At 65.5% G+C, this 4,543-nt stretch carries 3 protein-coding genes; all 3 read left to right on the plus strand.

What is annotated here, in order from left to right:
• Nucleotides 1-1,011 precede the first annotated feature (1,011 nt).
• Nucleotides 1,012-1,761, plus strand: a complete 750-nt coding sequence (locus BMX74_RS46230) for a site-specific integrase (RefSeq protein ID WP_256257617.1) — start codon at nt 1,012-1,014, stop codon at nt 1,759-1,761.
• Entirely contained in the window at nt 1,692-1,853 is a 162-nt protein-coding gene (locus BMX74_RS45275) for a hypothetical protein (RefSeq protein ID WP_256257622.1), read from the plus strand. Before BMX74_RS46230 ends, BMX74_RS45275 begins: the two co-directional genes overlap by 70 nt.
• An 891-nt stretch (nt 1,854-2,744) precedes the next feature.
• Nucleotides 2,745-4,543, plus strand: a 1,799-nt coding sequence (locus tag BMX74_RS44730; RefSeq protein ID WP_218154254.1) for a P-loop domain-containing protein, incomplete at its 3' end; no start/stop codon positions are given.

Below are 4,543 nucleotides of genomic sequence, written 5' to 3' on the forward strand. Positions count from 1 at the left end.
AGGTAATGCTCGCCGTACAGCTCGAACGGAGCGAGCGTCATCCACCCCGTCGTCCACTGCTCTTCCCAGACTTGGGTTATTTGCATAATGGGAGTCTTGCTTGCTGGTCGGACACGTGTCAACCGGCATAAGTCATCGGTATGATTCGCCTCTCCCGACCGAGCGAATCCGATCTGCATGATTTCCGGACAAGTGAATTGCCGATATTGTACGTTGAGCTGGCTGCCTGGGCAGGTCAAGGCGAGTGCCGAACGGGGCCGACCTGAGGGCTTTGGCCTACGTTCCGGTTCCGGTGCAGCCCGAATGCGATTAAGGGATTGGGGTCGGATCGCCCGCCACAACTCGATCAATGGTTGCAGGCGCGGGCCGTCACGCTCCCAAGCCCATTACTCCCGTCCTTTGACAGGTAAACGGTTATCCCTTCGTCGTGGAGGTCGATCAACCCGCCTCCATGCCCGTAGGGGGCATTCTTCACGCGTATAGAGGCGGCGTACAGGGTGCCCAGTCCATCGGAGCCGCGGCTGCTCCAGACTTTCACTGCGCCCGGGAAAAAGCGTGATGTCTCCGTCGCCGTCCTCAAGCCCCTTCACGTACCCCGGCAGCGACGCCGCTGACGGTGGCCTCGTCGGCGTACAAGGCCCCGCCTTCCTGGGAGGCAAATTCGCGCCGCACGTGCATCGCGCCCTCGGAGAAGGTGAAGGCTCCGTCGCCCTTGGTCGACCCCTGTACCCAGCCGGGCGGTGGGGGCGACAGTGACGTTCTCCAGCGTCAGCACCATGTAGTCACCGGGGCCGAAACTGATTGCCTTACCGCCCTGGTCGGTGACCTGGAGAGCGAAGCCTTGCGGCTGGACGGTCACCGGAGGGGTGCGGCCTGACCTGATGTCGGCGTACTCGCCTTCGGGCGTGATCGTGGTGAAGTCCGAGGCCTGGGTGAGGTGGCCGGCGCCAGTGCCGACGGGAACCGTCACCGTGATCTTGGAGTACGCCGTCTGCACGCCGGGACCTGTCAGTGGAAGACGTCGATCACTGGCTGTCGAGCAAGACGGGGGTCCTCGGTACCCGATCGCTCAAGCTCATTCACAACATCCTTGATCGCTCCGTACGCAACGCCATGCGCCGCGACGTGGTCAAGCGGAACGTAGTGGAGCTGTGCGAGGTCCCCGCGGGGAGGGTGGGCAGGCCGTCCAAGGCACTCACGCTCGACCAGGCCGAAGCGGTGCTCAAGGCTGCCGAGACCGCGGCGCGCCGCATGCGCGCCTACATCGTGATCTCCCTGCTCACAGGCGCTCGAACGGAAGAGCTGAGGGACCTTGGGCGGAATCACGTCGTGGCATACGACCTCACCCGAAATTCCTGGCAGGCCGTGACCGACGCCGGTTGGGAGCATGACCAGTTCGCCATATACGTGTGGCGTTCTCTGCGGAAGTCCGGCGATACCAAGACCGTCAAATCGCGACGTTCCCCGCGGATTCCGGTTCACTGTGTGACAGCGCGCAAGGCGCTGCTCGACGAGCGCGCCAAAGGTGAGAGCGTCGGCACGTTCAGCGAGAGTCGAGTGCTCGGCACCAGGAACGAGACCGCCGTGACCGCCGAGAAGGTTCGGCGTGACCTCCGAATTGCTCTCAAAGCGCCGAAGGCATCAACCCGGCGGAATGGACACCGCGGGAGCTCCGGCACAGCTTCGTCTCGCTGCTCTCAGCTCATGACGTCCCGATCGAGCACATCTCACGGCTGGTCGGCCACACGAACACCCTCGTGACCGAGATGGTCTACCGCAAGCAGATCCGACCCGTCATGCAGGAAGGAGCGACGGTGATGGACGAGATCTTCCCGCTCGCTCCGGAACCGTAGTCACGCAGATAGACACGCAGACACAAACATGCCCCGTCCATTTGATCATCGGCGGGGCATTCGTGCTGGTAAATAATAGTGGTCAGGGGCAGGGTCCGACTGCCGACCTTCCGCTTTTCAGGCGGAGCAATCATCCTGCGCGGATGATGGAGACCGTGATCAGGCGCGTGTGGACGGTGACGCGGATATGTCGGCGTGTGGGGACGTTGCTGTCAGCGCTGCTGTCACCTCAGCCGTAGTTATCCGGTGGCAAGCCGACCCGGAGCGCAGGGCCGCCAGGTCCGATCACCGGAAGCGGCGCGGCAGCCTCTTGTGATCTCACGGCAAACCGCTGCGTGAATTGTTATGCGTTGCCACGCTCTGTGGGATGACAATACGAGAATGACGGCTCGGCGATGGGTTCTGGTAGGAACGGCTGTGCTGGTGGTCGGTGTGGCCGTGATGCTGGTCTGGCTGCAGTGGGAGAGCGCGAACAAGGTCGCGACGGCGGTGTCGGCGCTGGCTGGGCTGGCGGCGGTCGGGGTGGCTGTGTGGGCGGGTTGGCCGGCGGCCGCCCGTTCGCCCTCTACTGGGAGACCCTCGACTTCCGCTGAACCGCCGACCGCCACTGGTTCGGCGCCTTCACCAGAACCTTCCGTCCGCGATGTAGCCCGGCATGAACCCGGGAGAGGTCGTCGCGAAGTCTCGGCCGACGGAGGTCGGGTGCGTGTCAGGAAGACGGGGGCGGCGACGGCTTCGGGGGCGGGGGATGCGAACACCGGTGTGGTGGGGAAGTCCGGAGCTGTGCCCGGAGATTTGGTGGTGGACGGGAGCGGGGATGCCAAGGCTTCGGGTGAGGGCGATGCCAATTCCGGTATCCGGTTGAGCTGACGCCGTTCGAAGGGCGGGGGTATGGACGGCGGGCGTTGGAAGGGCAGTGTCCGGCGGAGCGGGAAGGCGTCAGCCGAGTCCGGTGGGTATGCCAACACCGGCATCCATATCGGGGATGTCTATCGGGAGCCGGTGGCGCGGTCGGCGTACCTGGAGCAGGTTGAGCAGATCTTCCCGTGGACGTTGGAGGGCCGCTCTGAAGAGTTGGCTGAGCTAGCTGCGTTCTGCTTGGGCGAGGACGGGCCGGGTTATGTGTGGTGGCAGGGGCCGGCGTGGGCGGGCAAGTCGGCGTTGATGGCGACGCTGGTGTTGCACCCTCCTGCGGGGGTGCGGGTGGTGTCGTTCTTCATCACGGCCCGGTATGCCGGGCAGAGTGATCGTCAGGCGTTCTTGGATGTTGTGTTGCCACAGCTGGCGGAGCTGTTGGGGCAGTCGCTGCCTCCGTTGCTGGGAGCATCGACGCAGCAGGGGTGGTTCAACAAGTTGTTGAAGGAGGCCGCTCGCGCGTGTATGCAGGCCGGTGAGCGACTGGTCTTGGTAGTGGACGGACTGGATGAGGATCAGGGGGTGAAGGTCGGGCCAGGAACGCACAGCATCGCGGCGTTGCTACCACCGCTGGTGGTGGAGGGGTTGCGGGTGGTGGTGGCTGGGCGGCCCAATCCCCCGGTGCCGTCGGATGTGCCGGTGGGGCATCCGTTGCGGGATGCGCGGATCGTGCGGGTGTTGAGGCCGTCGGCTGCTGCGCAGGTCATCCGTGATGACGCTGAGCGCGAGCTGGAGCATGTGCTGTACGGGGACGCCGCCGACCGCGATCTGTTGGGGCTGCTGGTGGCCGCAGGTGGCGGTTTGAGCATCGAGGATCTGGCGGAGCTGACCGGTTCACCGGCGGCTGTCGTGCGCAAATGGTTGCATGCGGTGTCGGGACGGACGTTCGCCGGCCGGGAGAGCCAGTGGCGGGCGGGGGCGCGGGTATTCGTGCTGGCGCATGAGGAGCTTCACGCCGCTGCGGTGGAGTCGCTGGGGCACCAGACGCTGTCAGGGTGCCGTGACCGGATCCATGCGTGGGCACAGGGTTACCGGGATCGGGGGTGGCCGGCCGAGACGCCGGAGTATCTGTTGCGGGGTTATCACCGGTTGCTGGGTTCAGTGGGTGATCTGGATCGGATGGTCGCGTGCGCAACCGATTGGGTGCGGCTCGACCGGATGCTGGACATCAGCGGGGGCGACGCGGCGGCGCTGGCCGAGATCACGGCCTGTCAGGCGGTGATCTGCGAGCAGGAGGAGCCGGACCTGTCGATGATGCTGCTACTTGCCTACACCCGGGATCGGCTGGCCGAGCGCAATGCCAAGCTCCCACTTGGGTTACCTGCGGCGTGGGCACGGCTGGGTAACGTCGTTCGTGCTGAAGCCCTGGCCCGTTCCCTCCCCAACCCCGCCTCTCAAGCGGAGGCGTTGACGGCGCTGGTGCGGGCGCTGGCCAATGCCGGTGAACACGACCGGGCCCGGGTGATCGCCCAGGCAACCGAGACCGTAGCCCACTCCATCACCCACCCCGATTCTCAAGCGTGGGCGTTGGCGGCGCTGATAGTGGCGCTGGCGGATGCCGGCGAACATGACCGGGCCAAGACCATGGCCTGCACCATCACCCATCCCATCGTTCAAGCGGGGGCGTTGGCGGCACTGGTGAGGGTGCTGGCCGATGCGGGTGAATATGACCGGGCCGAGACCGTGGCCCGCACCATCACTTACCCTGCCTATCTAGCGGGGGCGTTGGCGGCACTGGTGGGGGCGCTGGCCAATGCCGGCGAACACGACCGGGC

It is taken from the genome of Nonomuraea pusilla (assembly GCF_900109355.1).
GTDB lineage: Bacteria > Actinomycetota > Actinomycetes > Streptosporangiales > Streptosporangiaceae > Nonomuraea > Nonomuraea pusilla.